Raw genomic sequence first — 26,244 nt, 5'->3', positions numbered from 1 at the left:
AGGTGGGTCATGACCCTCGAAGACAAGTCCCCTCCGGCCCTCGACGCCGCCCGGCATCTCCTGCGGGAGCCGGGTGCGGTCGACGCGGCGATCGCCCGGGCGGAGCACGCCAGGCCGGTGATCGTCGACTTCGACGAGACCCTGTGGCTGCGCAACTCGACAGAAGAGTACCTGCGGTCGCTGCGCCCGCGCGTCCTCGGCTTGCTCGTTCTCGCCCTCGTCGACCTCCTGCGGCCGTGGTTCCTCCTGCCGGGGGCCGACAAGCGCCGGGTCCACCGCGACTGGTGCCGCGTGATGGCGGCGAGCCTGCTGATGCCCTGGAGCCTGCCCTTGTGGCGCCTGCGCGCCCGCCGCATCGGTCCAGGCTTCGCCAACCGCCCCCTTCTGGATGCGCTGAGCGCACGGCCCGATCTCGGCGTCCGGGTCGCGACGCTCGGCTTCGACGCTCTGGTGGGGCCTCTTCTGGCGCGGTTCGCGCCGGCGATGCCGCTTTGCGCCAGCGACCGGCTCTGGTCGCTCCGCCGCATCCGGCGGCAGGGCAAGGGTGCGGCGGTCCGCACCGCCCTCGGCGACGGGACCGTCGCCCGGGCGATCGTGGTCACCGACAGCCCGGAGGATGCCGATCTGCTCGACGCCTGCGGCACGCCCCTTCTCGTGCGCTGGCCCGAGGCGCGCTACGAGCCCGCCTTCTCCCACAGCTACCTGCCCTTTGCCTATACGGAGCTCGGGAAGCGTCCCGGCCAGCGCTACATCCTCCAGCATGTCCTGCTCGAGGACGTGCTGCTCCTGTGCCTTGCCTCGGCTTGGCTGATGCCATCCCCCGTCGCAGGCGCCGTGAGCCTTCTCGTCCTCCATCTCTGCTTCTGGATGATCTACGAGATCGGCTATGCCGAGAACGACCTCGTCGCGACGAAGCACGAGGCGGTCCCGAACATGCCTCCGGCGGCGGTGCGCGAGGGCCGGCGCCTGAGCCCGCCCGTGGCCTGGCTGACCGCGCTCCTCTGCTCCGCCCCGGCGATCCTGCTCCTCGTCGCGACGAACGGGCCGGAGCTCCCGCATCTCGACGCGGGGATCGACCTCGCCCCCGCTTTCGCGATCACCTTCGCGATCTGGACTGCCTATCTCGCCGCGGCCCGCGGGGTGTACTGGCTCTACAATCGGGTCGACACGCACACGCGCTCGTTCCTGTACCCGGTCCTTCAGATCTTCCGGTCCGTCGGCTACGCGGTGCTCGTGCCGATGAACCTCATCGGGATCAAGCTGCTGCTCGCGCTCGTGCTGGCGCGCTGGCTGCCCTATCTCACCTATCGCTATATCGGGCAGCACTGGCCGGGGCCGATGCGCCTGCTGATCCTGGCGATCTTCCTGATTCTCTCCGTGGGCGGGATCAGCGTCGATCCGATGCTGTTCCTGAGCTTCCAGTTCGCGGCGGCCGTGCTCTGGCTCGGCGCCCGCGCCCACAGGCCGCTGCGCCGCCTGCTCGGCGGAATCCGCTTCCGCCGGAGCCGCCCGGCGCTCACGCCTTGAAGGTCAGGCGGGGCGGGCCGCGAGGAGCGGGTGGCGCCGCCGCAGGGTGACGAGGCTCGTCAAGCCGGACAGGTGCACGGCAAGCTGCGAAAGGGTCTGGTCGCGCCCGTCGAGGCCGAGCCGGGGCAGCGCCTGGAGGTCCTGTCCGCCCCCCGCGAACACGTTCGAGGGGATCGTCGTCACCGCCGTCCGGAAGCCCGCCTCGCGGGCGAGGCGAAACTCGCGCTCGCCCGCCGAGCCGGGATCGCCGAACGGATACGCGAAATGGGCCGCCTCGATCCCCGTCATCTCCCGGATGCGGGCCCGCGAGCCCTCCATCTCGTGGCGAGCCTCCTCGGCCGGCAGCCCTGCGAGCGCCCGATGGGTGATGGTGTGGGCCCCGATCTCGACGAGGCCGCCCGCCGCGAGCCGGTTCACCTCCGCCCATGACATGGCGTCCTCCTCGAGCGCCGCCGCCTCGGTCAGGCCGTAGCGCGCCCAGAGATAGGCCGCGAGGGCCTTGGGATCGGCACGCGCCGCGATGGCGGCGAAGGCAGCGCGCTTCTCGGCGGGGCTGCCGGCCGGGTAGGCGGCGTGCCAGCCCGGCAGCTCGATCTCGACGCGCTCGTGCCGGAGCACGACGGCCTCCAGGACGCCCCACCAATAGTCGCAGGAGCGGTCCGGGAAGCCCGTGGTCAGGAAGAGCGTCCAGGGCAGGCGCCGCTTCGCGAAGACCGGCGCCGCAAGCGTGAGGTTGTCGCGGTAGCCGTCGTCGAAGGTGAAGACCACCATGGGGCGGGGCGGGGGAGCGCCGGCCGCAAGGCGCCTGTGGAGCTCGTCGAGGCTCACCACGTCGAGACCGCGCCGCACGACCTCGTCGGCGACCGCCGCAAGGTAGCCCTGCCGGATCGAGAGCGGCATGTTGGCGACCGTCGCGTCGTCGGGAACGACGCGGTGGCACATGATCACCGTCGCGGCCCCGGCCCAGCGAGGGCCGAGCAGGCGCAAGGCGGGGGTCCGTCCGACCAGGCTCAAGGCCCGGTCCTTCAACTCGCGCAAGCTTGGCACGTGGGGTGTCCGCGTCGAGGGGGCGTTCAGGGCACGAGGGCCGGGGCGGGCCGGGCCGACGCCGCGCCCGCCGCCATGCGCCGGATCTCCGGCAGCATGACGGCGACGGGGTCGGCGGCCGGAACCGGCAGCAGGGTGGCGGTCTGGTCCGTGGCGAGGCGCGGCAGGCGCGGCGCCACGATCGCGAGCCCCGGCGTGAAGCGGGCGAGCAGCCGGCAGATCTCCTCGCCCGCTGCCTTGGCGGCGGCGTACTCGGCCAAGTCGCGCACAGGCTCGTCGAGGGCCTGGGTCGAGGGATAGAGAACCGACAGCGGGCCGGGCCCCGCGGCCGCGAGACGGCGCACGATCCCCGCAAAGCGCTCGACATAGACCTCGCAGAAGGATCGGAAGAGCCGCTCGTCGAAGAAGGAGGCCTTCTGCACGAAGATCTTCGGCGTGGCGAAGTAGTACATCTCGTCGAAGGGGCCGTGACGCTCGATGATGCCCGCCAAGGCCTCGTCCGGATCGAGGACGTCGAGCCTCTCGGCCGCCGCGGTGCCGACGGTGCTGATGTCGGCCGCGATCCGCTCGGCCTCAGCCTGCCCGTTGGCATAGGTGACCACCGGGTACCCGCCGCCGGCGGCGATGAGCTTTGCCGTGACCTCGCCGAGCCCGCGCGAGCCGCCGATCACGAGGGCCCGGCGCCCGGCGAAGGCGCCGCGCTCCACGACCCCCAGGAGAGCGGCGGCCGCGGGCTGCTCTACGGGGCGGGGCCTCGCGAAGGCCACGACCTCGCCCCGCAGGAAAGCGCCCTCTACCGCGAGGGTCACCATGGAGAACTTCGGCTCGATCATAAGAGTGCGCCAGGCGAGCGGCGCACCGGGCTCGCCGGCGAGCGCCACCTTGAAGCTGCTGAACAGGGAGTGCAGCCCTGGGCACTCGACGCCCACGAGGCGGCTCAGGGCCACGAGCTCGGCCAGGGCGCCGCCGCCCACATGGCGGTGGGCCGCCGGGGCGGCGGCCGCGAGCGGCGCATCGCCCGCGCAGCGGTCGATCACGCCCGAGCGGCCCGCCATGGCCTCGATCGTCAGGTCGACGGGCTGCGCGCCCACCCGTGCCGTCTCCTGCGCCGTGGCGGGGGACGGGTCCGCCGGGGCGGCCTCCCCCTGCGGGCGCAGGGTCACGGCGATGTCGGTGCATGGTGTGCCGGCCAGGGAGATCTGGAGGCGCAGCACCTGCGGCCCGCCCGGACGCAAGGTGAGCTCGACGGGTTCGTCGAGGTGGAGCGCCCGCCGGAACCGCACGTCGAGGGCCGCCGGCGCCGGGGTCTCGGGGTGGACGTCGTAGAGGCGGTCGAGCGCCCAGAGCACCTGGTGAAGGCCATGGACGACCACGTCCCCCAGCATCGTGCGCCGCGCATAGGAGCGGTCGACGTGGAGCGGGTTGCGGTCGCCCGCGAGACCCGCGAAGCGTTCCTGGTCGTCGAGGGTGAAGCTGCGGCGGCCAAGCTCCATCATCGGGGCGGATCCTTCTCGGGCGTGGCGGGCCAGGGGCGCGGCGTCGGGCTCATCCGAGGCCCACCATGAGCTCGGTATAGAGGCTGTCGATGTCGGCAAGCCCGAGGGTCTTGCTGAGGAACATCTTGCGGCCGCCGCGCAAGGTGAGCGCCCCGGCCGGGCGGGACGCGAGGAGACGCTGGTCCAGAACCGTGACGGGCCGCCGCTGGGTGCGCAGGAGGTGGTCGGCGAGGCTCGGCCAGATCGCCTCGAAGGGCGAGCGCAGGTCCATGTGCAGGATCTCGATCGCCGGCACGCGCGGGAGCCGATGGGCGACGATGTGCCCGAAGCGGCGGTGGACGATCATGGACACGGCCCCGCTCGCCTCGACGAACGTCATCTGCGCGTGCTCCAGGCCGCGCAGGTTCGCCAGATGCCCGGCCTGGGCTCCGTCGAGGCGGGCGGGATCGACCGTCTCCGGCGTCAGGACCCGGATCCCCGGCGCCGCCGCGAAGCGCGGACGGTTGAGGAGCATGTAGCGGCCGCCCTCGAAGATCTGGAAGCCGAAGGCCTTGCCGATCTCCAGCACCTGCAGGGCGGGGGTGAGGTTCACGAACGTGTAGCCGGGCTGCTTCACGAGCGTGAGCAGCAGGGCCAGGCTCTGCTTGCGGTGGTCTGGGAGGACGCACCAGCAGGAGAGATTGCAGATGTCGTGCTCCTCGCCGCGGATCTCGCGCTTGCTGTAGATCGCCCCGAGCATGCCGACGATCGCGCCGTTCTCCTCCAGGAGGAAGCCGTGGTTCGGCCGCCGGGCGGGCCAGCGATAGCGGAACGCGTCGGCGTAGCGCTCGGGCGAGGCGCCGGCATTCAGGTGCCGGTTGAGGAAGACGCCGACGGCCGGGAGGTCGGCGTCGTCGATCGGTCTGAGGGAGGGAGCCATGGAGAAAGGATAGCGCAGATGGAGGGGACCGGTCCCGGAGCGGCACGTCGCCGGCCGGCCGGGCCCGTGCCCCGGGAGGGCAGGTCATGACTTGGCGCGACCGGCCGCCGAAGGCAAGGCCGGCGGCCGGCCAGCCGCCGGACGGCCGGGCGCGGGGGGCCCTATTCGGGCGAGGGCGTCATCCGGCTGCGCGTCGCCATGAGGTAGAGGCAGTGGAAGTTCGTGACCGCGTAGCGCCAGAACAGGCGGCGGGGCTCCAGCATGAGGCGATAGGCCCACTCGAGGCCCATGTTCTGCACGACGACCGGGGCGCGGCTGTTCGTCCCCGAGAGGAAGTTGAACAGGCCGCCGCAGGTCTTCACCCAAGTGACGCCCGCGAGGCGGTGCAGGTTGCGCGTCACGAACTCGTGCTCGCGGGGCACGCCGAGCCCGACCCAGAGCACGTCCGCCCCCGAGGCGACGATCTCCCGAGCGATGCCCTCCTCCTCCTCGGGCGCGAAATAGCCGTGCCGCCCGATGACCTTGAGGCCCGGATAGAGCTTGCGCACCTTGGCGATGGCCCGGGCGTTCTCGGCCTCGGTGGTGCCGAGCATATAGAAGGTGAGGCCCCGCTCGGCGCCGGCCTTCGCCATGTCGTGGAAGAAATCCGTGGTGGCGACGCGCTCAGGGAGAGGCGTGGAGCCCAGGAAGCGCGAGGCGATCACGAGGGGCATGCCGTCCGCGTCGATCCCGTCCGAGCCCGTGAGGGTCTCGCGGAACGCGGCGTTGCGGGCAGCCAGCGACAGGACCTGTCCGTTGGCCGAGGTCATGAAGCGGGCGGGCAGATCGCGCTCCCGGTTCGCGTCGAGGTCGGCGAGGAAGCGCTCGGTCCAGCCCTGCCGGCTGAGGGCGACGATGGGGAGGCCTCCGATGACGACTCGGGGTGGCTTCGTTTGAAGCGTCATATTGTGGCCTATATTCCGCAGGAGGGGCACGCTCGCGGTTGCGCGACTCGTAACGCCGCCGGTCCCCGATCCGTTCCCGAAACGCTTGCTGAATTTTGACCGAAAAGCGCGCGCGCGGCTGCGATTAATTCAAGGGAGGCATCGCCATAAGCTCGGCCGCAGCGGCTCGGCCGCGCGCCTCGATCACTCGATGGCGCCGCGCGGCAGGACGCGCAGCGGAGGTTGTCCCGGGCCGGGCTGCGGCGGGCCCCCGCGCAGGCCGCCTCCGGGCAGCGCCGTCGCCTCCCGGCCCGGCGGTCCCTCGGGGCCCATCGGCCCGGGCAGGCCCGGCGGCCCGGGTTCGCCGCGGGCGCCGGGGGGGCCCGCGGGGCCGGGCTCGCCGCGCGGCCCGAGCTGCCCGCATTGCGCGACCACCGCGTTGCGGGTGTGCAGGCCCGTGCTCAGGCGGACCATGCAATAAGGTGGATGATAGGGCACGCGGAACTCGAAGCGCCCGCGGCTGTCCGCCTTCGTGGTGAACAGGTCGTCGAGGGAGACGGTGGCGCCCGGCTCGTTCACGACGCCGAGGATCCAGAGGTCCCCGGCCGCCACCCGGGCCGCGTGAATCGAGAACTGGGCCGCGGCGGGCGACGAGGCGAGGGCGAGCCCGAGGCCCGTGACGGCAACGCCCAGGCCGCCCGCAAAGCTCCTCGCACCCAACTCGCTCTCCCATGCCGGCGCCGAACGCGCGGACCGTAGAGACAAGGCATGGCGTCCCGCAAGTCCCCAGAGCGGCTGCGGGCCCGATGGAACCAACATGGCCGTTTAACGTTAGTGCCGTCGCTTGGCTTGTCGACGGGCGCCCCGGCAGTGTACTCACGTGACGTTGCCGACGCCGATCTCGTCTCTAGGACGTAGTGCCTCCAACTCGGCATTATAACTTTGGGACGAGGCGGCGTTCGGGGCGCCTGCATCCCGCTCACCCGACATGCCGACGGCTCATGAATCCTCGAACCTCGCCGGACCGCCCCATGAACGTCCTGCCACCTCTCCCCACGCGGCGCACGCCGATGCCGCAAGCGGAGGGCGCCTTCGATATCGACCTGGTGTCGCTCATCGCCATGTTGCGGCGGCGCTGGCGCTGGTGGGGCGCGGCCATGGTCCTGTGCATCGGGGCCGGCATCTTCTACATCGCGACGACGAAGCCGGTCTATACGGCCTCGGCCTCGCTCCTGATCGACACCCGCCGCCCGACGCTCTTCCAGCAGGGCGCGGCGAGCACGCCCGATCCGATCACCGACGTCGCCCTGGTGGAAAGCCAGCTCGAGACCCTGAAGTCCCGCCGCATCGCCGACGCGGTGGTGCGCAAGCTCCAGCTCAATCTCGACGAGGAGTACGGCGCCGGCAAGCCGTCCTCCTTCGGTCTCCTGCGCCGCTCGATCGTCAGCATGCTCGGCCTGGGCGGGTCCGAGACCGAGGGCGAGTCCGGCAGCGAGACCGACCCGGCGGTGCGTGACGCCATTGACGGCGTGATGAAGAGCACCTCCGTCCGCCGCGCCGGCAGCAGCTACGTCATGGAGATCGAGGCGCGCTCCTCGAGCCCCGAGAAGGCCGCCCGGATCGCCAACGAGGTCGTCAACGCCTATATCGCCGACCAGCTCGCCTTCCGGTCCGAGATCCTCCAGCGCGAAGTGACCTGGCTCGAGAGCCGCATCGACTCCCTGCGCGACCGCGCCGACGTCGCCGACCGGCGGGTCCAGGAGTTCAAGGTCGACAACAACATCGTCGATGCGAACGGCCGCCTTCTCGTCGACCAGCAGCTCGCCGACGTGAGCACCCAGCTCGCCGCCGCCCGCGCCGACACGGCCCAGACCAAGGCCCGCCTCGACCGCGTGCAGCAGATCGCGCAGTCGCGCCAGGTCGACGAGGGCGTGAGCGAGGCCCTGCGCAACGAGGTCATCACGAAGCTGCGCCAGCAGCTCAACGAGGTGTCCCGCCGCGAGGCCGAATGGACGTCGCGCTACGGCCCGACCCATCCGGCGGCCGTGAACCTGCGGACCGAGATGGCGTCGCTCCAGCGCTCGATCCAGGAAGAGGTCACCCGCATCGCGGAAACCTACCGGAGCGAGTACGAGATCGCCCGCGCCCGCGAGGCCTCCCTGGAGCGCAGCCTCGCCGACCAGTTCAAGAATACCTCCCTGGTGCGCCAGGCCCAGGTGCGCCTGCGCGGCTACGAGAGCACGGCCGAAACCTACCGGGCGCTCTACGACAGCTTCCTGCAGAAGTACCTTCAGACCCTCAACCAACAGACCTCGCCCGTCACCGAGGCGCGCATCATCACCACGGCGACCCCGCCGAGCGGCAAGAGCTGGCCCAAGAGCACCATCATCCTCCTGGGCGCGTCCTCGGCCGGCATGCTGCTGGGCTTCAGCCTCGCCATGGGCCGCGAGATGCTCGACCGGCGCATCCGCACCACGGGCCAGGTCGAGCAGATCACGAACGTGCGCTGCGTGGGCTCGCTGCCCATCACCGCGACGCGGGGCAGGACGGGCCGGCGGCTCCTGCCGCCTCCGGACAAGGCGGTGCCGGGGGACGGGCTCGTCTTCGAGCTGCCGGCGGACGGCGCAGCCTCCTTCGCGGTCCGCCACCCCTATTCGCAGTTCGCGGAGGTGATCCGCGCCCTCAAGGTGGCCGTCGACCTCGGCCATTCGGGCGGCCCGAAGGTCATCGGCGTCGTGTCCACGTTCCCCAACGAGGGAAAGAGCACGGTCGCGGCGAACTTCGCCGGCCTTCTGGCCCATGCGGGGGCGCAGGTGCTCCTCATCGACGGCGACCTGCGCAACTCCGACCTCACCCGGACGCTCGTTCCCAACGCCGAGCACGGCCTTCTCGACGTCGCCCATGGCGAGCGGTCCCTGCCCGACGTCCTGTGGGTCGACAAGGTGACGGGCCTGCACTTCCTGCCCGGCAGCCCGACGCGCCGCTCGCCCCACACGAGCGAGAGCCTCGCCGGCGAGGGCATGGAGCGCGTCATGACGGCGGCGCAGTCCGTGTTCGACTACGTGATCATGGACCTGTCGCCCTTCGGCCTCATCGTCGACGCGCAGGTGGTGAGCCGTTTCGTGTCCGACTTCATCCTCGTCACCGAGTGGGGCAAGACCTCCGCGAGCGCCGTGTCGAAGGCCCTGGCCAACGCCCCCGAGATCCAGGACAAGCTCGCGGCCGCGGTCCTCAACAAGGTCAACGTCGCCCAGTTCGGGTCCTATGACGTCGATGCCAGCCAATATCACTCGTCGCGGTACTGGTCGAAATATGTCGATGCGTGAGGAGGAACCCCGGACGAGCCCGGGCGGGGAGCTTCCTGCCGCGACGGTGGTCGTCCCGGCCTACAACGTCGAGCGGTTCATCACCGCCTCGATCCGCAGCGCCCTCGATCAGACTCTGGCGTCCGTGGAGGTGATCGTCATCGACGACGGGTCCCGCGACGGGACGGTCGCCGCGGTGGAGGCCATCGGCGATCCCCGCGTCCGGATCGTGCGCCAGGCCAATCGCGGGGTGAGCGCCGCGCGCAACGCGGGCCTCGCCCTGGCGCGCGGGCCCCTCGTCCTCTTCCTCGACGGCGACGATCTCCTGGCGCCGGATGCGCTGGAGCGCATGAGCGCCGCCCTCGCGGCCCGGCCCGGCTGCGTCGCCGCCGTAGCGCAGCACGAGAAGATCCTCGAGGACGGCCGCTCGCTCTCGGCCTCCTTACCGCCGCGTGCCCTGCCGGCCTGCGATACCCTGCGCCATCTGCTCGCCTCGAACTTCATCGTCAACGGCGGCGCGCTCGGCATCGTGACGGCGCATGCGCGGGCGATCGGCGGCTATGACGAGACGCTCGCCTTCGGCGAGGACTGGGAGTTCTGGTGCCGCCTCGCCGTGCGTGGCGACTTCGCGGCCCTGCCGGACTTGGTCTCCGTCCGCTACCGCCTGCGCTCGCTCGGCGCCAACAACCAGCTGCGCGGCACGCCCCTGCGGCCGAATTTCAGCGCCATCGACGCCGTGCAGCGCATCCCCGGGATCGGCGCCCGTCTCACCGAGCGCGAGCGGCGCCGGGCGAGGCGGCTTGCCGAATGTGAAACCTTCTGGAGCGCTGCGCGCAACGAGATCGCGGGCGGCAACCTCCTGCGCATCGGGCAATATCTTGTGCTCGGCATCCTGCGCTATCCCCAGATCGTCTTGCAGCCCGGGCGGATGCAACGCTTTATCTCGACCTCGCTGCGGATGGCGAGTTCCCGCTGAGGTCCCCCATGCGCATCGCCCTCCTCGCCCTGGCAGCCGGCCTCGCGCTCGCGGGCGAGGCGGCTGCGCTCGGCAACGCGCGAACCAAGTCGGGCGTCATCGCCTGCTCCGAGCGGGTCGACTGGACGCGGCTCAGCCGCCTCATCGAGAAGGGCGACGATGTCGGCGTGCGCCGCTTCATGACCACGCGGATCCTCGGCCAGGATTGCCGCCGCTTCTATGGCAGCCGCCCGGTCTTCGTGCAGATCCGTAGCGTGAATGCCATCTGCATCCGCCCCATGGGCGAGGCCGCGTGCCTGTGGACCGCGCCCGAGAGCGTCGAATGAACCACGCCCGTCTTTTGCGGCGCTGCACCACGATCTGTGGTCCCGTCAGCTCGTAGCGTAAGCCCCGCTTCACACCGGCCCCGTCACGCCCGATTCCGCGCCGCAGCATTTTTAGGCGAGGGAACGGAACGGTTTCGTAAGTACAACGTTCGATCTCCGGCGCTTGGGGTGGGCTCTCCGAGCCGCTGACACGATGGGCAGCAGGGGGATCCTCACATGCGCGACCTAGCCGCGAGCTCGGCTTCGGCGACCTCCGGGCGCCGGGCGCTGCATATTCCGATCGAATGGTGCGGGGCCCTCGTGCTCGGCACCGACGCCATCGCGAGCCTCGCGGCCGGCCTGTGCGCCTCCCTGTTCTACCAGGGTTGGTATCTCGGCGGCCGGCCCGACCTGCCGACGCTGACGGGCACGCAGATCTGCCTCACCATGATCCTGCTCGTCGCTCAGGCCATCGGGCGCCCGAAGGCCTCCGAAGCCCCCTTCGTCGACATCCGTGCCCAGTCCTTGCGCCTCGTGGGCATCTGGGTCGGCGCCCATCTCTTCTTCATCGCGATCCTCTTCCTCCTGAAGGTCCAGCACATCTCCCGCGGCTCGCTCCTCGCCTCCTTCGGGGCAGGCCTCGTGGCGCTGGTGATCCTGCGTACCCTCCTGTGCCGCACCCTGCGCGACTTCATCCACCGCGGCCTGATGCAGTCGCGGCCCATCGCGCTGTTCCAGGACGGCTACGACGAGGATCTGGCGCAGCAGCTCCGGCGCACGGGCCACCGGCTCGTGGGCAGCTTCACCATGCCCTCGTCGCGCGATGGGGCCTCGGCCGTGGACGAGCTGCGGCCGCAGTTCGAAGCCCATGTCGAGACCCTGCGCCAGCTCAACGTCGCCGAGGTGATCGTGGCGGTGGACTGGCGCGACGCCGACACCCTGGAGGTTCTCCTGGGGGCTCTGCGCGCGCTTCCGGTCCGGGTGCGGCTCGTGGCCCGCACGGGCATGCAGCAGATCGTGGGACAGGCGCTTGGGCCGATCGGGCGCCATTCCACCGTCGAGGTCCAGCGCCAGCCGATCTCCCGCCTCGACGCGGCCCTCAAGCGCGTGATGGACCTCGTTCTCGCGAGCCTCGGCCTCCTGGTCCTGTCGCCGCTGCTTGCCTTCGTGGTCCTGCTCGTGAAGCTCGATTCGCCCGGTCCCGCCCTGTTCCGCCAGACCCGGATCGGGTTCAACGGGCAGCCGTTCCGGATCTTCAAGTTCCGCACCATGACGGTGATGGAGGACGGCCCGACGATCCGCCAGGCGACGCGCACCGACAACCGCATCACCGCGATCGGCCGCATCCTGCGCCGCACCAGCATCGACGAGCTGCCGCAGCTGCTCAACGTCCTGATGGGCCACATGTCCCTCGTCGGGCCCCGCCCGCACGCCCGCGCCCACGACGACGAGTATTCCAAGCGCGTCGACCGCTACTTCTTCCGCCACCGGGTGAAGCCCGGCATCACGGGCTGGGCCCAGGTCCAGGGCTGCCGCGGCGAGACCCGCCGCCTCTCGGACATGGAGCGCCGGATCGCCCTCGATCTCTGGTACATCGATCACTGGTCGATGTGGCTCGATCTCAAGATCATCATCCTGACGGTGGTCAGGATCAACCGTATGACCGATGCCTATTGAGGCCGCGCCCTCCGGGCTCCGAGCCGCGAGATCCCTGGCATGACCCACTCCCGGCGGGACGTTCTGCGGGGCGGGCTCGGCGGCCTCGCGCTGGCGGCGACCGCCGGGACGGGAGCCCTGACGCGCGCGCAAGGCGCCGGCGGGCGGCCGCCGTTCGGCGCCGCCGTCAACCAGTGGATCCTGCCCAAGGAAGAGCCCTACCGAGCGGCCATCGCCCGCCATTGCCGGCTCGTCGTGTCCGAGAGCGGGATGAAGTGGGACCAGCTGCGTCCCGCGCCCGACCGCTGGGACTTCGGCCCCGCCGACGAGCTCGTGGAGTTCGCGCGCCAGCACAATCTCGGCATGCGCGGCCACACGCTCCTGTGGTACGACTCCCTGCCCGACTGGGCGCGCGCCATCTCGAGCGCCGCCCAGGCCGACCGCGAGATCAAGCTGACGATCGATCGCGTGGTCGAGCGCTACGGCGCCCAGGTCGGGTCCTGGGACGTGGTCAACGAGCCCATTGAGGACCTGCCCCAGCGCGGCATGCGCGAGTCCGTCTGGTACCGCGCCCTCGGCCCGGGGTATGTCGATCTCGCCTTCCGCGCGGCGCGGGGCGCCGCCCCGAAGGCGGAGCTCGTCCTCAACGAGTACGGTCTCGAGACAGCGGACGAGGGCTCGCGCGTCAAGCGCGAGGGCTTCCGCCGCCTCGTGCGCGACCTCATGGACCGGGGCAGCCCCGTGGACGCGATCGGCCTCCAGGCCCACCTCTCCGGCGACCGCCCGATCGACCGCGAGGGCTTGCAAGCGCTCCTGCGCGAGTTCGTCGAGATGGGCCTCAAGGTCACGGTCACCGAGCTCGACGTGAACGACAAGATGATGCCGGGCCCGCCCGAGCTCATCGACGCGCTCGTGGCGGCAAGGGCCTACGAGTTTCTCGACACGGTCTTCGCGGTCGTCCGGCCCACCGCGGTCCTCACCTGGGGGATCACCGACCGCCATACCTGGATGCCGCGCTGGAACGCCCGTCCCGACAAGCTGCGCAATCGGTGCCTGCCGCTTGACGAGAACTACGTGGCCAAGCCATTCATGAGCGTCCTGCGCCACTTCTGCGACGTCGGCTGAGGTTCGGGCATGTTCGTGAGCCAGATGGCGACCGCTTTGGCCGGCAATGCCGCCGCGGCTTCAGTGGCGGCCGCTCCCGGCTTCCATGGCGAGGGCCGGCATGCCGGTGGCGGGGAGGGGAGGCGCGCTCGCCTCGGCTCCGTGCTCCTCGTCCCATCGCCTCAGACCTGAATACTATTCCGGAGAAACCGCCCGATGTCCCCGACGCCCGTCGCGTCCGACGCCGCACAGACCGCTCCCGCCGCGGCCTGGCCCACGGTGACGCTGTGCATCCCGACCTTCCGCCGCCCCTTAGGTCTCGAGCTCCTCCTCGACCATGTGGCGCGCCTGTCCTATCCGGGGCGCCTCAAGGTTCTCGTCGTCGACAACGATGCGGAGGCCCAGGCGGGGCTCGCCGTGGTGGAGCGCCGCCGCGAGGGCTTTCCCTTCCCCATGCGCGGGGTGCTCGAGGCGACGCGCGGGCAAACCTACGCCTATAATCGCGCCTTCACCCTCGCCGCGACGGAGGAGGACGCCTCCGACCTCGTCGCCATCCTCGACGACGACGAGTATCCGGCGGCCGACTGGCTCACCCTCATGGTCGACGCCCTCCGGACATACGACGCAGGCATCGTCGGCGGCCCGGTCCTGCCCGTCTTCGACGACCCGGACCATTGGATGGCCCGCACGAACCTCTTCAACCCCCTGCGCTTCCCGACCGGGCCCGTCTCCGTGATCTACGGCGCGGGCAGCATGATCATCCGGCGCGACGTCCTCATGCCCTATCTCGACGAGCCGTTCTCGAACGAGCTCGCCTTCACCGGGGGCAGCGACATCGACTTCTTCCATCGCTGCCGGCGCGACGGGGTCCGTTTCGCCTGGGCCGACGAGGCGATCGTGCTGGAGACGGTGCCGACGACGCGCATGCAGGTCGGCTGGCTGCTGCGCCGGTCGTTCCGGGCCGGCACGGATCTCGGGCGGGTCGCGCGCAAATACCAGCCGGGGCGCAAGGCGGCGGCTCTGCGCTGGGCGAAGGGGCCGGGGCTCGTCGCCGTGAGCCTCGCCCAGATTCCCGTGAGCGCACTCTTCGGCAAGGGCCGCATCGTGCGCACGCTCATGAATACCGCCCGCGGCGTGGGGCGGATCGCGAGCGAGTTCGACCTGCGCTACGAGGAATACCGGCGCATCCACGGCCGGTAGGGGCGGCGGGGCCCGAGGGGCCCCGCACGGCTCAGTTGGCGATGGCGTCGATCGGCGCGATCTCGAGGGCGACGTCGACGACGTCGCCGGGGCGCAGCTCCGTATCCTCGCCGGCGACGATGCGCTCCTCGCCCGCGGGGCTCTTGCGGAAGATCGTCAGGCGCGGCTTGTTGCCCGTGCCGCGCACGAGCTGCGTCTTCACGGCGCCCGTATAGAGCAGCTTCTCCGACACCGCGTTGAGGCGGGCGCGCAGCTGCGCAACCTTCACGCTCTCCTCCTGCTTGTCGCGCAGGATCTCCTGGCGCCGGGCCTCCTCCGAACGCTCGAGCTGACGCGACAGCTCCAGCATGTTCTTGCGGGCCTGCGCGAGCTGCACGGTGGTCTGAAGGTACTGGCTTGAGGAGAGGAGGCTCGCCCGGCGCGCGTCGGCGACGCGGGTGGTCGGCACCGTGCCACGCTGCTGCAGGGTCCGGATCTCGTCGAGCTCGCGCCGGTCGGCCTCCACGCCCAGCGACTCCTGCTTCAGATTATTCTCCAGCATGGCGGCCTGCGCCTTCGAGTCGTTGATGCCCTTGTCGATGAAGCCGCGCTCCCTCTGCATGTCGGAGATGCGGGTGCGCAATTGCTCGTTCTCGACGGCGACGATCTGCTCGATGACGCGCGCGGGCAGGGGCGCCTCGATCTTGATCTTGAGAATGTCGCCCTGGTTGTCGAGCTCCGCCTGGATGCGGGCGAGCCTGGCTTGCGACTTGGCGTAATCGAGCCAGAGCCCGTTATACTCGCTGCGCAGATCCGAGGCGTCGAGGAACGGGTTGTTCATGCGAAAGCGCATGATGTCGTAGCCGCCCGCGAGGGCGATCGCCTGCCGGGCGGTCAGCCCCGGGCGATAGACCTGCTCGCCCGGCTTCGACACGTCGCCGCTGAGATAGATCGGCTTGTAGTCCGAGATCCGGACGGTGATCTCCTGGGCGAGGATCCGGGCGTTGACCTCGCGGCCGTCGGTGCTGCGGAGCTGGTAGATCTTCGTGGGCAGGATGTCGCCCAGGGCCTGCTGCAGCGCCGAGACGGTCATGCCCGTCACCTTCATCTCGCCCAGAAGCGGGAAGGTGATGGAGCCGTCGATCCCGATCGGCACCTTCTGGCGCAGGTCGGGGATGCTGGCGACGGCGATCTCGAGCACGTCGCCCGTCTGAAGGACGTAATCCGCCCGGGCTTGGCTGGCCGAGAGGGTCAGGCCCGCCGCGAACGCCACGGCGGCCAGGCGGTTCCAGAGGGAGGAGATACGGTTCATGGACGCTCGATACGGTCGATGACGAAAGGACAGGGCGGGACGCGATACAACGCCGGACCTCCCGATACTGTTCCGCCGCCTGCGTCATCGCTCCCCGGGGAGGCCGAAGGCGTCAGCCGTCCAAGCTCGGCAGGTTGAGCCCCTGCTCCCGCGCGCAGGCCACCGCCTCCTCGTAGCCGGCGTCCGCATGGCGCATCACGCCCGTGCCGGGGTCGTTCCACAGCACCCGCTCCAGGCGCCGCGCGGCGTCCTCGGTGCCGTCGGCGACGATGACCATGCCGGCATGCTGCGACCAGCCCATGCCCACCCCGCCGCCGTGATGCAGCGACACCCAGGTGGCGCCCGACGCGGTGTTGAGGAGCGCGTTGAGGAGCGGCCAGTCGGAGACCGCGTCGGAGCCGTCCCGCATGGCCTCGGTCTCGCGGTTGGGCGAGGCGACCGACCCTGAATCGAGGTGGTCGCGGCCGATCACGATGGGCGCCTTCACCTCGCCCCGGGCCACCATCTCGTTGAAGGCGAGGCCGAGGCGGTGGCGCTGGCCCAACCCCACCCAGCAGATGCGCGCCGGGAGGCCCTGGAAGCTGATGCGCTCGCGCGCCATGTCGAGCCAGTTGTGGAGGTGGGGATCGTCGGGGATGAGCTCCTTCACCCGCTGGTCCGTGCGGTAGATGTCCTCCGGGTCGCCCGAGAGCGCGCACCAGCGGAACGGCCCGATGCCGCGGCAGAAGAGCGGGCGGATATAGGCCGGGACGAAGCCCGGGAAGCTGAAGGCGTCGGCGCAGCCCATCTCCAGGGCCATCTGGCGGATGTTGTTGCCGTAATCGAGGGTGGGCACGCCCATGCGCCAGAAGGCGAGCATCGCCTCGACCTGGGCCCGCATGGAGAGCTTGGCGGACTCGACCACCCGTGCCGGATCGCGCTCCTTGGCGCTCTCCCATTCGTCGAGCGTCCAGCCCGCCGGCAGGTAGCCGTTGAGGGGATCGTGCGCCGAGGTCTGGTCCGTAACGGCGTCGGGCCGCACGCCCCGGCGCACCAGCTCGGGGAAGATCTCGGCGGCGTTGCCCAGAAGGCCCACCGAGAGAGGCTTGCCCTCGCGGCAGGAGCGCTCGATCATCTCCAGCGCCTCGTCGAGGGTGCTGGCCTTGGTGTCGAGATAGCGGGTCTTCAGCCGCATCTCGATCCGCGAGGGCTGGCACTCGACCGCGAGCATGGAGGCGCCCGCCATGGTGGCGGCCAGCGGCTGCGCACCGCCCATGCCGCCTAAGCCCCCCGTAAGGAACCACTTGCCCTTGAGGGACCCGCCGTAATGCCGGCGCCCGACCTCGGCGAAGGTCTCGTAGGTGCCCTGCACGATGCCCTGCGTTCCGATATAGATCCAGGACCCGGCGGTCATCTGGCCGTACATCATGAGGCCTTGCGCATCGAGCTTGTGGAAGTGCTCCCAGGTGGCGAAGGCGGGGACGAGGTTCGAGTTGGCGATCAGGACGCGGGGCGCGTCCGGATGGGTGCGGAACACGCCCACCGGCTTGCCGGACTGGACGAGGAGCGTCTCGTCGGCCTCCAGCGCGCGCAGCGCCGCCACGATGCGGTCGAAGCTCGCCCAGTCGCGCGCCGCCCGGCCGATGCCGCCATAGACGACGAGGGCTTCGGGCTTCTCGGCCACCTCCGGGTCGAGGTTGTTCATGAGCATGCGCAGGGCCGCTTCCGTGAGCCAGCTCTTCGCCGTGCGCTCAGGTCCCCGGGGGCTGCGGATCTTGCGGGCGTTGTCGAGGCGGTTCATGGGCGGGCTCCAGAGATGTCTCCTCTCCCCGCGGGCGGGGAGAGGGCTGAGGCCCCCTTCATCGGGGGCCGCGGCGAGGGCGGCAGCCCGGGGGTGAGGGGGCTTATCCGGGTTCGCTCTTTCCTGAGCCGCCCCCTCACCCTCGCGCTTCGGGCTTGCTCCGGCCGCCGGTTCGCAGCCGGAGCCTTCTCCCCGCTCGCGGGGAGAGGAATTTGGCGCGCATCAGCCCGCATGATCCACCCCCGGCAACCCCACCCCCGCCGCCTCCACCACCGTGCCGCCCGCCACCAGCGCCATGGCGCGGGCGATGTCGGGGGCCATGAGGCGGTCGTCGGTGAGGTGGGGGACGGAGGCGCGCAGGCGGGCCCGCACGCGTTCAAGGGGCTCGCTGGAGGCGAGGGGGCTGTGGAAGTCGCAGCCTTGCGCCGCCGCGAGGAGCTCGATGGCGATCACGTGGCCCGTGTTGCGGGCCATGCGCAGCAGGCGGTAGGCCCCGTGCGTCGCCATGGAGACGTGGTCCTCCTGGTTGGCGGAGGTGGGGATCGAGTCCACGGAGGCCGGATGCGCCATCCCCTTGTTCTCGGAGACGAGCGCGGCGGCCGTGACCTGGGGGATCATGAAGCCGGAATTGAGCCCCGGCCTCGGGGTCAGGAAGGCGGGCAGCCCCGAGAGCGCGGGATCGGTGAGGAGGCTGATGCGGCGCTCGGCAAGCGAGCCGATCTCGCACAGGGCGAGCGCGATGGTGTCGGCCGCGAAGGCGACGGGCTCGGCGTGGAAGTTGCCGCCGGAGATCACCTCGCCCTCGGCCACGAAGACCAGCGGGTTGTCGGAGACGCCATTGCCCTCCGTCTCAAGGGTCGTGCCCGCCTGTCGCAGCAGGTCGAGGCAGGCGCCCATCACCTGAGGCTGGCAGCGCAGGCAATAGGGGTCCTGGATGCGCTCGTCGCCGGTGAGGTGGGAGGCGCGGATGGCGCTGCCCTGCATGAGCCGACGCAGGGCGTCCGCCGTCTCGATCTGGCCGCGGTGGCGGCGCAAGGCGTGGATGCGCGGGTCGAAAGGCCCGTCCGAGCCCCGCGCCGCGTCGGTGGCGAGCGCCCCCGTGACGAGGGCCGCCTGGAGCACGCCCTCGGCCCCGAAGAGCCCCGCGAGCGCCAGGGCGGTGGAGACCTGGGTGCCGTTGAGGAGCGCCAGCCCCTCTTTCGGCGCGAGCGCCAGGGGCCGCAGGCCCGCCTCGGCCAGGGCCTCGGCGGCCGGCCGCCGCTCGCCCGCGACCGCGATCTCCCCCACGCCGATGAGGGCGCAGGCGAGATGCGCCAGCGGCGCGAGATCGCCCGAGGCGCCGACGGAGCCCTGCGCCGGGATCACGGGGATGAGGTCCCGCTCCAGGAGCGTGCCGAGGAAAGCGAGGGTCTCGAAGCGGATGCCTGAGGCGCCCTGGCCCAGATTCGCGATCTTGAGCGCCATGACGAGGCGCACCACGGGATCGGGCAGCGGCTCGCCTACGCCCGCCGCGTGCGACAGGACGAGGTTGCGCTGGAGCTGCGCCAGGTCGGCGGCGTCGATGCGCACGTTGGCGAGGCGGCCGAACCCCGTGTTGATGCCGTAGACGGGCTCACCCCGGGCGACGATCGCCGCGACGGTCTGCGCGCCCGCCTCGACGGCGGAGCGGCAGGCGGGATCGAGGGCCGCGGGCGCGCCGCAATAGACCGCGCGCCACTCGCTGAGCCGCATGGCGCCGGGACGGATCGTGACCGGGGTCATGGGGCTCTCCTCCCCTCCTGTCATTCCCCCCTCCAGACCCGCGCCCGCAGGGGCGCCGGGCCGATGCGGGCGACGATCTCGGCGGGGCGGGCGACCTCCCAGATCGCGAGGTCACACCAGCGGCCGGGCTCCAGGACGCCGATGTCGGTGCGCCCGAGGGCGGTCGCGGCGTGCCGTGTCATGCCCAGCAGCACCTCCGGCACGGTCATGCCGAAGAAGGTGCAGGCCATGTGGGCGCACAGCCGCAGGGACGCGATGGGCGACGTGCCCGGGTTGAGGTCGGTCGCCACCGCCATGGGCACCCCGTGGCGGCGGAAGGCCTCGATCGGCGGCTTGCGGGTTTCCTTCAGGACGTAGAACGCGCCCGGCAGGATCACGGCCGTTGTGCCGGCCCGCGCCATCGCGGCGGCGCCCGCCTCGTTCGTGTATTCCAGGTGGTCGGCCGAGAGGGCCTGGAAGCGGGCGGCGAGCGCCGCGCCGTCGTTGTCGTTGAGCTGGTCGGCGTGGAGCTTCACCCGCAGGCCGTGGCGCGAAGCCGCCTCGAACACGGCCGCCGTCTCGTCGGCCGTGAACGCGATGGTCTCGTGGAAGGCGTCAACCGCGTCGGCAAGCCCCTCGCGCGCGACCCGGGGGATCATCTCGGCGATGACGCGGCGCAGGTAGTCCGCCCGGTCGGTGCCCGGCGGAAGGGCATGGGCCCCGAGATAGGTGGGAGCGATGGTGACGGCGCGCTCCGCCCCGAGCCGGCGCGCGGCCGCGAGCTGGCGCAGCTCCGTTCCCGTGTCGAGTCCGTAGCCCGACTTGATCTCGACCGTGGTGACCCCCTCGGCGAGGAGCGCGTCGAGGCGGGGGAGGGCGGCGGCCACGAGGTCGTCCTCGGAGGCCGCCCGCGTCGCCCGCACGCTCGCCGCGATCCCGCCGCCGCCCCGGGCGATGTCGGCATAGGACTCGCCCGCAAGCCGCCGCTCGAACTCGTCCGAGCGATCTCCGGCGAAGACGAGATGGGTGTGGCAGTCGACGAGGCCCGGGGTGATCCAGCGGCCTGCGCAGGAGACCGTCTCCTCCGCCACGATCCCCGCCGGCAGCTCGGCCTCGGGGCCGGCGAAGACGATGCGGCCGTCGCGGGCCGCGACCGCGCCGCGCTCCTCGATGCCGAGATCGGGAGCCGTCATCGTGGCGAGCCGCGCATCGCGCCAGAGGCGATCGACCTTCATCCGCTTGCGCCCCTCCCCGAGCCGGTTATTGTCTAGACAAAAGAGTAGGGGAGAAAACGCGCCTTGGGCAAGATGCATTTTGCAACCGCGCTCCTTGCGGGGGGCTGGCGCGACGACGTGCTGGTGGAGGTGGACGGCGGCGTCATCGCCCGGGTGACGGCGGGCGTGCCGGCGGGAGACGCGGCGCGGTTCGCGGGGCCTGCGGTGCCCGGCCTGCCCAACGTCCACAGCCATTCCTTCCAGCGCGGGATGGCGGGGCTCGCCGAGCGGCGGGGGAGCGCGCCCGATTCGTTCTGGACCTGGCGCGAGGTGATGTACCGCTTCCTCGACCGCCTGACCCCCGACGACATCGAGGCCATCGCGGCCCACGCCTTCGCCGAGATGCTGGAGGCGGGCTTCACGGCGGTGGGCGAGTTCCACTATCTCCACCATGCCCCCGACGGGAGCCCCTACGCCAATCTCGCCGAGACGGCGGAGCGCATCGCGGCCGCGGCCGATATCGCGGGCATCGGCCTCACCCTGCTGCCCGTGCTCTACGCCCACGGCAATTTCGGCGGCGCCCCCCCGGTGCCGGGCCAGCGGCGCTTCCTCAACGATCCCGACCGGTTCGCCCGGCTGATGGAGGGCAGCCGCGCCGCGATCCGGGGCCTGCCCGACGCACGCATCGGCATCGCGCCCCATTCCTTACGCGCCGTGACCCTCGACGAGCTCCGCGCGGCGGTGGCCGCGAATCCCGCCGGCCCGGTCCACATCCACGTCGCCGAGCAGGTGAAGGAGGTGGACGACTGCCTTGCCGCGCACGGCCGGCGCCCGATCGAGCTTCTGTTCGACACGGCCGCCGTCGATCCCCGCTGGTGCCTCATCCACGCCACCCACGCGGATGCGGGCGAGATCGCCGCGATGGCGGGCAGCGGCGCCGTCATCGGCTTTTGCCCCCTCACCGAGGCGAGCCTCGGGGACGGCATCTGCGACGTGACGGGGTATGTCGGGCAGGGCGGGCGCTTCGCCATCGGGTCCGACTCGCTCATCCGGGTCTCGGCGGCGGAGGAATTGCGCACCCTGGAGCACGTTCAGCGCCTGCGCCACCGCTCCCGCAACACGCTCGGCGCCCCGGGCGTCTCGACGGGCCGGCGCGTCCACGAGGCCGCCTGCGCCGGGGGCGCCCAGGCGCTCGACCGGAACATCGGCCGCATCGCGCCCGGCGCGCGGGCCGACATCGTGGTCCTCGACCCCGACCACCCCTCCCTCGCCGCAGCGGCGGGCGACGTAATCCTCGACGCCTGGATCTTCTCGGCCGACAACGCGGGCGTCGCGGACGTGATCTGCGACGGCGTCCACGTGGTGGCGCAGGGACGGCACCGCGACCGGGAGCGGCTCGCCGGGCGCTATCGCGCGGCGGTGCGGCGCCTGGAGGCGATCTGATGCCCCGGACCCGCGCCCCATGAACGGCGACGGCATCGTCCTGGACGGGCAGGGGCCCCTGCATCTGCAGATCCGGCGCGCCATCGCGGGGCCCATCCTGTCGGGCGCCTGGGCGCCCGGGCGGCGGATCCCCTCTGAGCACGAGCTCGTGGCGCGCTTCGGCGTATCGCGGATGACCGTCAACCGGGCGCTGGCGAGCCTCGCGGGCGAGGGCCTGGTCGAGCGCCGCCGCCGCGCCGGCACGGTGGTGGCGGCGCGGTCGGCCGAGCGCGCGGTGTTCGAGATCTGGGACATCGCCGCCGAGATCGCCCGCGCCGGCGGCGTCCACCGGGCGGATCTCCTGGCGCGCGCCGAAGAGCCGGCGGGCGCCGAGGAGGCCGCCCTCCTCAAGGTCGAGCCGGGCACCGCCGTGCTGCGCCTCGTCCTGCGCCATCACGCCGACGGGGTGCCCGTGCAGCTGGAGGAGCGCCTCGTCGACCCCGCGATGGCGCCCGCGATCCGCACCGAGACTTTCGCGGGCATCACGCCCGGACGCTGGCTCCTGGAGCGGGTGCCCTGGACCGAGGCCGAGCACCGGATCGGCGCGGTCGAGGCGCCCGCGGCCGCGGCACGCCATCTCGGCCTCTCGCGGGGCGCCGCCTGCCTCGTGGTCGAGCGCCGGACCTGGCGGGGCGAGCGCGCCATCACCCATGTCCGGCTGACCAGCCCGGCCGGGGCCCAGGTTCTGGTCGGCCGCTTCGGGCCGAGCGCCGGGTGATGACGGGGCCGGCATTCGGCGCCATGGTGGCGCCGGAGCCCGCAGGCAGGGCCCCGCCGCGAGAGGACATTCATCAATGACCCGCCAGGCCGCCCTCGACCACGCCCTCCGGCACCTCGACTCGGGCGCCTTCGCGGCCGACCTCGCCCGCCGCGTCGCGATGCCGACCGAAAGCCAGAACCCGGACCGGGCGGCCGATCTCGCGGCCTATCTGGAACGCGAGATGCGCCCCGCCTTCGAGGCCGTGGGCTTCACCTGCCGGCTGCTGGAGGAGCCCTCGGCCCGGGGGCCCTTCCTCGTCGCCGAGCGCATCGAGGATCCCGGGCTCGTCACCGCGCTCGCCTACGGCCATGGCGACGTGGTGCGCGGCATGGAGGAATCCTGGAGCGAGGGCCTGTCGCCCTGGCGCATGACGGAGCGGGACGGGCGCTGGTACGGCCGGGGCGTCGCCGACAACAAGGGCCAGCACGCGATCCATCTGGCTGCCCTCGACGCCGTCCTGAAGGCCCGCGGCCGGCTCGGCTTCAACCTGCGCTTCCTCGTCGAGATGGGCGAGGAGATGGGCTCGCCGGGGCTGAAGGCCCTGTGCGAGCGCCACCGCGACGCGCTGCGGGCGGACCTGCTGCTCGCGTCCGACGGGCCCCGGCTCGGCGCCGACCGGCCCACCATCTTCCTCGGAGCGCGCGGCGCCTATTCCATGGATCTGTGGATCGACGCGCGCACGGGCGGGCACCATTCGGGCAATTTCGGCGGGCTTCTCGCCAATCCCGGCCTGGAGCTCGCCCATGCGCTCGCCTCCATCGCGGGGCCCACGGGCCAGATCCGCATCCCCGAATGGGTGCCCTCCGAGATTCCGGCGGCCGTGCGCCGGGCGCTCGGCGACATCGAGGTGGTGCGCCAGCCCGGCGGGCCCGCCCTCGATCCGTGGTGGGGCGAGCCGGGCCTGAGCCCCGCCGAGCGGGTCTTCGGCTGGTCCTCCTTCGAGATCCTGGCCTTCACCTGCGGCAACCCGGAGAACCCCGTCAACGCCATCCCGCCCCGGGCCTGGGCGCGGGGGCAGCTGCGCTTCGTGGTGGGCGTCGATCCGGCCGCGATCCTGCCGGCGCTCCGCCGCCACCTCGACCGGCACGGGTTCGCGCGCGTCCAGATCGCGCCGACGCGGGGCGAGGAGGTGTTCGCCGCGACCCGCCTCGACCCCGACAGCCCCTGGGTGCGCTTCGCCGCCGACTCCATCGCCCGGACCACGGGCGCGCCGCCCGCGATCCTGCCCAATCTCGGCGGCTCGCTCCCCAACGACGTCTTCGCCGACACCCTCGGGCTCCCCACGGTCTGGGTGCCCCACTCCTATCCCGCCTGCCAGCAGCACGCCCCGGACGAGCACCTGCCGATCGCGATCGCGCGCGAGGGGCTGGCCATCATGGCGGGGCTGTACTGGGATCTGGGGGAGTGCGCGGCTCCCCTCTCCCGGGGGGAGAGGGATGCACGAACTGCCAGGGGGTGAGGGGGTACCACGCCGATCCAGCTGTCTCGCACCCCCTCATGCTGAGGTGCGGAGCGTAGCGGAGCCTCGAAGCACGCACCACGCTCCCACAGCCGTCTGGAGATCCCTGGAGCGCCCTTCGAGGCCCTGCTCCGCAGGGCACCTCAGGACGAGGTTGGGGGGCAGGCCATATTTAAGAGCCAGCCTCTCAGGACGAGGGTGAGGGTAGGATTTCCGGGGTGGGCAAACCGCTGGACACGCGTGGTACCCCCTCACCCTCGGCCCCTCTCTCCCTGGGAGAGGGGAGTGTCGCCCCTCAAGCCGCGCGCTTCTTCGCCTGGATGAGGCTGCGGTTCACGAGCGACTCGGCGATTTGGATTGCGTTGAGGGCCGCGCCCTTGCGCAGGTTGTCGGATACGCACCAGAAGGCGAGGCCGTTCTCGACCGTGATGTCCTCGCGGATGCGGGAGACGTAGGTGGCGTCCTCGCCCGCCGCCTCGTGCGGGGTGACGTAGCCGCCGGGCTCGCGCTTGTCGATGACCACCACCCCCGGCGCCGCGCGCAGGATATCGCGGGCCTCGTCCGCCGTGATGGGGTTCTCGAACTCCACGTTCACGGACTCGGAATGGCCGATGAAGACGGGCACCCGCACGCAGGTCGCGGTGAGCTTGATCTTCGGGTCGAGCATCTTCTTCGTCTCGACCATCATCTTCCACTCCTCCTTCGTGAAGCCGTCCTCCATGAAGGTGTCGATCTGGGGAATGAGGTTGAAGGCGATGCGCTTGGGGAACTTGTTCTGCTGCAGGTCCTGGAGCGAGTAGATCGCCTTGGTCTGGCGGTCGAGCTCGTCCATGCCCTCCTTGCCCGCGCCCGACACCGACTGGTAGGTCGAGACGACGACGCGCAGGATCTTGGCGTGGTCGTGCAGGGGCTTCAACGCGACGACGAGCTGCGCCGTGGAGCAGTTCGGGTTGGCGATGATGCCCTTCTTCTTGAAGTCGCGCACGGCCTCGGCGTTGACCTCGGGCACCACCAGGGGCACGTCCGGGTCGTAACGCCACGCGGACGAGTTATCGATCACGACGGCGCCCTGCGCCGCGATGCGCGGCGACCATTCCTTCGAGGTCTCGCCGCCCGCCGACATCAGGCAGATGTCCACGTCCGAGAAGTCGTAGGTGTCGAGCGCCTTCACCTTCAGCGTCCGGTCGCCGAAGGAGACCTCCGTGCCCTGGCTGCGGCGCGACGCGATGGCCACGACCTCGTCTGCGGGGAAGGCGCGCTCGGCCAGGATGTCGAGCATCTCGCGCCCCACATTCCCGGTTGCACCCACGACGGCGACCTTGAAACCCATCTTGCCTGCTCCTGGATCGATCTCCCCGTGATATGGGCGTCCTCTCGACCCGTTGGGGAGAGGACCGGGGACGAGCGCGAACGTTCAGCCGGCGGTCGCTGCCGCCGTGATGGTGGTTTTCGTTTTCGTCGTCATGGAGCGCATCGCACCAAGGACCCGCCATCCGGCCCCGACACGTCGCGGAGCCTGCCTCCCTAGGAGACAACACCGCCCGGGCCGTCTGTCAAGCGCGCCGGTTCACCGTGACCGAAGGTTGACCTTGCGTGAGCGCGCGGCGCCCCTTAACTCGGACGCAGCGTGCCGGCGGAGCCGGCGTGGGATCGTGTTGAGGTTCGCCGATGTTCCGCTTCCTGGCCCGGCTGGTCGGTTTTCTCCTGATCGCGGCGGGATTCGTCGGCCTCGTGGTGGATGGTACCCGTTCCATCGCCAACACCGCCGTGATGTTCATGCCGCTCGGCGAGCTTCTGTTCGCGGCGTTCCCGAAGACCTTCCCGCTCATCGAGCCGGCGGTGACGCGCCACATCCACCCCTTCCTGTGGAACCCCATCCTCCTCAACCTCTTCACCCTGCCAGCCTCGCTGCTCGCCTTCGGCCTCGGCGTCCTCCTGCTGTGGGCCGGGCGCAAGCCCGTGGAGCCGATCGGCTATCTGGCGCGTCGCTGACGCTCACGACAAGGTGACGCGGCCCGTCTCGCGGGGCGGGCGGGCGCACCCCATATAGGGGCCTGCAC

General features: G+C 71.4%; 21 protein-coding genes. 11 read left to right on the top strand and 10 right to left on the bottom strand.

Translation table 11 applies throughout. The annotated features are described in order from the left end of the window. Positions 1–9: 9 nt before the first annotated feature. On the top strand, positions 10–1,527 hold the full coding sequence (locus F0L46_RS00415; protein WP_149815052.1) for a hypothetical protein: 1,518 nt from the start codon (positions 10–12) through the stop codon (positions 1,525–1,527). Positions 1,528–1,530: 3 nt separating this feature from the next. Here F0L46_RS00415 and F0L46_RS00410 read toward each other — a convergent pair whose 3' ends face one another. The 5 genes from F0L46_RS00410 to F0L46_RS25975 all read right to left on the bottom strand — a co-directional run bounded on the left by F0L46_RS00410 (position 1,531) and on the right by F0L46_RS25975 (position 6,632). After that, positions 1,531–2,565, bottom strand: a complete 1,035-nt coding sequence (locus tag F0L46_RS00410; protein WP_149815051.1) for a polysaccharide deacetylase family protein — start codon at positions 2,563–2,565, stop codon at positions 1,531–1,533. A 35-nt stretch (positions 2,566–2,600) separates the two neighbouring features. Further along, entirely contained in the window at positions 2,601–4,070 is a 1,470-nt protein-coding gene (locus F0L46_RS00405) for an SDR family NAD(P)-dependent oxidoreductase (RefSeq protein WP_149815050.1), read from the bottom strand. A 49-nt stretch (positions 4,071–4,119) separates the two neighbouring features. After that, positions 4,120–4,989: a GNAT family N-acetyltransferase gene (locus tag F0L46_RS00400; RefSeq protein WP_149815049.1), complete on the bottom strand. Its 870-nt coding sequence runs from the start codon at positions 4,987–4,989 to the stop codon at positions 4,120–4,122. A 161-nt stretch (positions 4,990–5,150) separates the two neighbouring features. After that, a complete protein-coding gene (locus F0L46_RS00395) occupies positions 5,151–5,933 on the bottom strand; it encodes a WecB/TagA/CpsF family glycosyltransferase (protein WP_210247580.1) in 783 nt (260 codons plus the stop codon). Positions 5,934–6,116: 183 nt separating this feature from the next. Then, positions 6,117–6,632 (bottom strand): hypothetical protein, encoded by a 516-nt coding sequence (locus tag F0L46_RS25975; RefSeq protein WP_188311799.1) that lies wholly within the window; start codon positions 6,630–6,632, stop codon positions 6,117–6,119. Between the two features lie 311 nt (positions 6,633–6,943). On the opposite strand from F0L46_RS25975, the gene F0L46_RS00385 reads away from it, so the two are divergent. From F0L46_RS00385 to F0L46_RS00360, 6 genes are all read left to right on the top strand, one after another. Then, the gene (locus F0L46_RS00385) at positions 6,944–9,238 is read left to right on the top strand and encodes a GumC family protein (RefSeq protein WP_188311798.1); all 2,295 of its coding nucleotides are present in this window, start codon (positions 6,944–6,946) and stop codon (positions 9,236–9,238) included. Beyond that, positions 9,231–10,193: a glycosyltransferase family 2 protein gene (locus tag F0L46_RS00380; RefSeq protein WP_188311797.1), complete on the top strand. Its 963-nt coding sequence runs from the start codon at positions 9,231–9,233 to the stop codon at positions 10,191–10,193. The genes F0L46_RS00385 and F0L46_RS00380 overlap by 8 nt, the downstream gene beginning before the upstream one ends. Positions 10,194–10,201: 8 nt before the next feature. Continuing rightward, positions 10,202–10,519 carry a hypothetical protein gene (locus tag F0L46_RS00375; protein WP_149815046.1) on the top strand — a complete coding sequence of 106 codons (318 nt, stop codon included), beginning with the start codon at positions 10,202–10,204 and terminating at the stop codon, positions 10,517–10,519. Between the two features lie 216 nt (positions 10,520–10,735). Further along, a complete protein-coding gene (locus tag F0L46_RS00370; protein WP_149815045.1) occupies positions 10,736–12,175 on the top strand; it encodes an undecaprenyl-phosphate glucose phosphotransferase in 1,440 nt (479 codons plus the stop codon). A 39-nt stretch (positions 12,176–12,214) separates the two neighbouring features. After that, complete coding sequence (locus tag F0L46_RS00365) at positions 12,215–13,279, top strand: endo-1,4-beta-xylanase (RefSeq protein WP_149815044.1); 1,065 nt, start codon at positions 12,215–12,217, stop codon at positions 13,277–13,279. Positions 13,280–13,474: 195 nt separating this feature from the next. After that, positions 13,475–14,458, top strand: a complete 984-nt coding sequence (locus tag F0L46_RS00360; RefSeq protein ID WP_149815043.1) for a glycosyltransferase family 2 protein — start codon at positions 13,475–13,477, stop codon at positions 14,456–14,458. 31 nt (positions 14,459–14,489) lie between these two features. Here F0L46_RS00360 and F0L46_RS00355 read toward each other — a convergent pair whose 3' ends face one another. The 4 genes from F0L46_RS00355 to hutI all read right to left on the bottom strand — a co-directional run bounded on the left by F0L46_RS00355 (position 14,490) and on the right by hutI (position 20,504). Then, a complete protein-coding gene (locus F0L46_RS00355; protein WP_149815042.1) occupies positions 14,490–15,749 on the bottom strand; it encodes a polysaccharide biosynthesis/export family protein in 1,260 nt (419 codons plus the stop codon). Positions 15,750–15,861: 112 nt separating this feature from the next. Further along, entirely contained in the window at positions 15,862–17,529 is a 1,668-nt protein-coding gene (gene hutU, locus F0L46_RS00350; RefSeq protein ID WP_149815041.1) for a urocanate hydratase, read from the bottom strand. A gap of 222 nt (positions 17,530–17,751) precedes the next feature. Beyond that, positions 17,752–19,290, bottom strand: coding sequence for a histidine ammonia-lyase (gene hutH / locus F0L46_RS00345; RefSeq protein ID WP_149815040.1), 1,539 nt, complete (start codon positions 19,288–19,290; stop codon positions 17,752–17,754). 20 nt (positions 19,291–19,310) lie between these two features. Further along, positions 19,311–20,504 (bottom strand): imidazolonepropionase, encoded by a 1,194-nt coding sequence (gene hutI, locus F0L46_RS00340; RefSeq protein WP_149815039.1) that lies wholly within the window; start codon positions 20,502–20,504, stop codon positions 19,311–19,313. Between the two features lie 63 nt (positions 20,505–20,567). Between hutI and F0L46_RS00335 the strand changes: the two genes are divergently transcribed. The 3 genes from F0L46_RS00335 (at position 20,568) to F0L46_RS00325 (ending at position 24,184) form a co-directional block, all read left to right on the top strand. After that, positions 20,568–21,926 (top strand): formimidoylglutamate deiminase, encoded by a 1,359-nt coding sequence (locus F0L46_RS00335; protein WP_149815038.1) that lies wholly within the window; start codon positions 20,568–20,570, stop codon positions 21,924–21,926. A gap of 19 nt (positions 21,927–21,945) precedes the next feature. Then, positions 21,946–22,683, top strand: coding sequence for a histidine utilization transcriptional repressor HutC (gene hutC / locus F0L46_RS00330; RefSeq protein ID WP_149815037.1), 738 nt, complete (start codon positions 21,946–21,948; stop codon positions 22,681–22,683). 76 nt (positions 22,684–22,759) lie between these two features. After that, the gene (locus F0L46_RS00325) at positions 22,760–24,184 is read left to right on the top strand and encodes a M20 family metallopeptidase (RefSeq protein WP_149815036.1); all 1,425 of its coding nucleotides are present in this window, start codon (positions 22,760–22,762) and stop codon (positions 24,182–24,184) included. A gap of 295 nt (positions 24,185–24,479) precedes the next feature. Here the strand turns inward: F0L46_RS00325 and F0L46_RS00320 are convergent, their stop codons facing one another. Further along, entirely contained in the window at positions 24,480–25,514 is a 1,035-nt protein-coding gene (locus tag F0L46_RS00320; RefSeq protein ID WP_149815035.1) for an aspartate-semialdehyde dehydrogenase, read from the bottom strand. Positions 25,515–25,852: 338 nt separating this feature from the next. Between F0L46_RS00320 and F0L46_RS00315 the strand changes: the two genes are divergently transcribed. Then, positions 25,853–26,176 carry a hypothetical protein gene (locus F0L46_RS00315; RefSeq protein ID WP_149815034.1) on the top strand — a complete coding sequence of 108 codons (324 nt, stop codon included), beginning with the start codon at positions 25,853–25,855 and terminating at the stop codon, positions 26,174–26,176. Positions 26,177–26,244: the final 68 nt, after the last annotated feature.

The sequence above is a fragment of the Salinarimonas soli genome (assembly GCF_008386575.1).
Classification (GTDB): domain Bacteria; phylum Pseudomonadota; class Alphaproteobacteria; order Rhizobiales; family Beijerinckiaceae; genus Salinarimonas_A; species Salinarimonas_A soli.
Note: the sequence above shows the minus strand (reverse complement) of the source record. Positions and strands in the feature narration are given on the sequence as shown.

What these genes read in the sequence shown, in the direction of transcription:
- hutC (WP_149815037.1), top strand. Translation starts at nt 21,946, where the DNA reads ATGAACGGCGACGGCATCGTCCTGGACGGGCAGGGGCCCCTGCATCTG.
- F0L46_RS00325 (WP_149815036.1), top strand. Translation starts at nt 22,760, where the DNA reads ATGACCCGCCAGGCCGCCCTCGACCACGCCCTCCGGCACCTCGACTCG.
- F0L46_RS00400 (WP_149815049.1), bottom strand. Translation starts at nt 4,989, where the DNA reads ATGGCTCCCTCCCTCAGACCGATCGACGACGCCGACCTCCCGGCCGTC.
- F0L46_RS00365 (WP_149815044.1), top strand. Translation starts at nt 12,215, where the DNA reads ATGACCCACTCCCGGCGGGACGTTCTGCGGGGCGGGCTCGGCGGCCTC.
- hutH (WP_149815040.1), bottom strand. Translation starts at nt 19,290, where the DNA reads ATGACCCCGGTCACGATCCGTCCCGGCGCCATGCGGCTCAGCGAGTGG.
- F0L46_RS00385 (WP_188311798.1), top strand. Translation starts at nt 6,944, where the DNA reads ATGAACGTCCTGCCACCTCTCCCCACGCGGCGCACGCCGATGCCGCAA.
- F0L46_RS00405 (WP_149815050.1), bottom strand. Translation starts at nt 4,070, where the DNA reads ATGATGGAGCTTGGCCGCCGCAGCTTCACCCTCGACGACCAGGAACGC.
- F0L46_RS00315 (WP_149815034.1), top strand. Translation starts at nt 25,853, where the DNA reads ATGTTCCGCTTCCTGGCCCGGCTGGTCGGTTTTCTCCTGATCGCGGCG.
- F0L46_RS00360 (WP_149815043.1), top strand. Translation starts at nt 13,475, where the DNA reads ATGTCCCCGACGCCCGTCGCGTCCGACGCCGCACAGACCGCTCCCGCC.
- F0L46_RS00320 (WP_149815035.1), bottom strand. Translation starts at nt 25,514, where the DNA reads ATGGGTTTCAAGGTCGCCGTCGTGGGTGCAACCGGGAATGTGGGGCGC.
- F0L46_RS00415 (WP_149815052.1), top strand. Translation starts at nt 10, where the DNA reads ATGACCCTCGAAGACAAGTCCCCTCCGGCCCTCGACGCCGCCCGGCAT.
- hutU (WP_149815041.1), bottom strand. Translation starts at nt 17,529, where the DNA reads ATGAACCGCCTCGACAACGCCCGCAAGATCCGCAGCCCCCGGGGACCT.
- F0L46_RS00375 (WP_149815046.1), top strand. Translation starts at nt 10,202, where the DNA reads ATGCGCATCGCCCTCCTCGCCCTGGCAGCCGGCCTCGCGCTCGCGGGC.
- F0L46_RS00395 (WP_210247580.1), bottom strand. Translation starts at nt 5,933, where the DNA reads ATGACGCTTCAAACGAAGCCACCCCGAGTCGTCATCGGAGGCCTCCCC.
- F0L46_RS00370 (WP_149815045.1), top strand. Translation starts at nt 10,736, where the DNA reads ATGCGCGACCTAGCCGCGAGCTCGGCTTCGGCGACCTCCGGGCGCCGG.
- F0L46_RS00380 (WP_188311797.1), top strand. Translation starts at nt 9,231, where the DNA reads ATGCGTGAGGAGGAACCCCGGACGAGCCCGGGCGGGGAGCTTCCTGCC.
- hutI (WP_149815039.1), bottom strand. Translation starts at nt 20,504, where the DNA reads ATGAAGGTCGATCGCCTCTGGCGCGATGCGCGGCTCGCCACGATGACG.
- F0L46_RS00355 (WP_149815042.1), bottom strand. Translation starts at nt 15,749, where the DNA reads ATGAACCGTATCTCCTCCCTCTGGAACCGCCTGGCCGCCGTGGCGTTC.